The 497-nt window shown below is 71.0% G+C and carries 1 pseudogene; it reads right to left on the bottom strand.

Annotated features, from left to right (window positions below):
- A pseudogene (locus CCN56_RS41180) lies at positions 1–430 on the bottom strand (hypothetical protein); the annotation flags it as partial.
- Positions 431–497 lie beyond the last annotated feature (67 nt).

Below are 497 nucleotides of genomic sequence, written 5' to 3'. Positions count from 1 at the left end.
CGGCCGGGACGGTGTAGGTGCCCGTGTAGTACCCCCACGCCGTGTTGCCGTCGGTGAAGGTGCGCTGCTCGACCGCGCTGCCCGGGGCGCCGATGTCCAGGGCCATGGTGTCCTGCCCCTGTCGGCCGCGGTGGTAGAGCCGCCAGTACAGCTTGGTGCCGGGCGTGGTCGGCAGGTCCTGGTAGAGGGTGGAGACCTCGTTGGCGTTGAGCTCGGCGAACTGCTCGCCCTCCGCGGAGGGGACGCCGTTGAAGCCGGAGTGCCACAGCTCGATCATGTGGTCGGTGGCGGTGGTGAGCCAGCCCGGGACGTGCCGCGGAGCCTGGGTCTGGGAGGCGTCCGGCAGGAACGCCATCTCGGTGACGGACGGCTGCTCGAAGCTTCCGTTGACGAGGGCGACCCGGAGCGGGACGGAAGGAGGTGTGCTCATGGTGACTTCTCCGATCGGTCGGCAGTGCGCGAGGCCCCCACGCCCCGGACGCCGCGCTGCGCACGGA

Origin of the sequence: Streptomyces sp. NRRL B-24572 (assembly GCF_002156145.1) — a bacterium.
Lineage (GTDB): Bacteria > Actinomycetota > Actinomycetes > Streptomycetales > Streptomycetaceae > Streptomyces > Streptomyces vietnamensis.
Note: the sequence above shows the minus strand (reverse complement) of the source record. Positions and strands in the feature narration are given on the sequence as shown.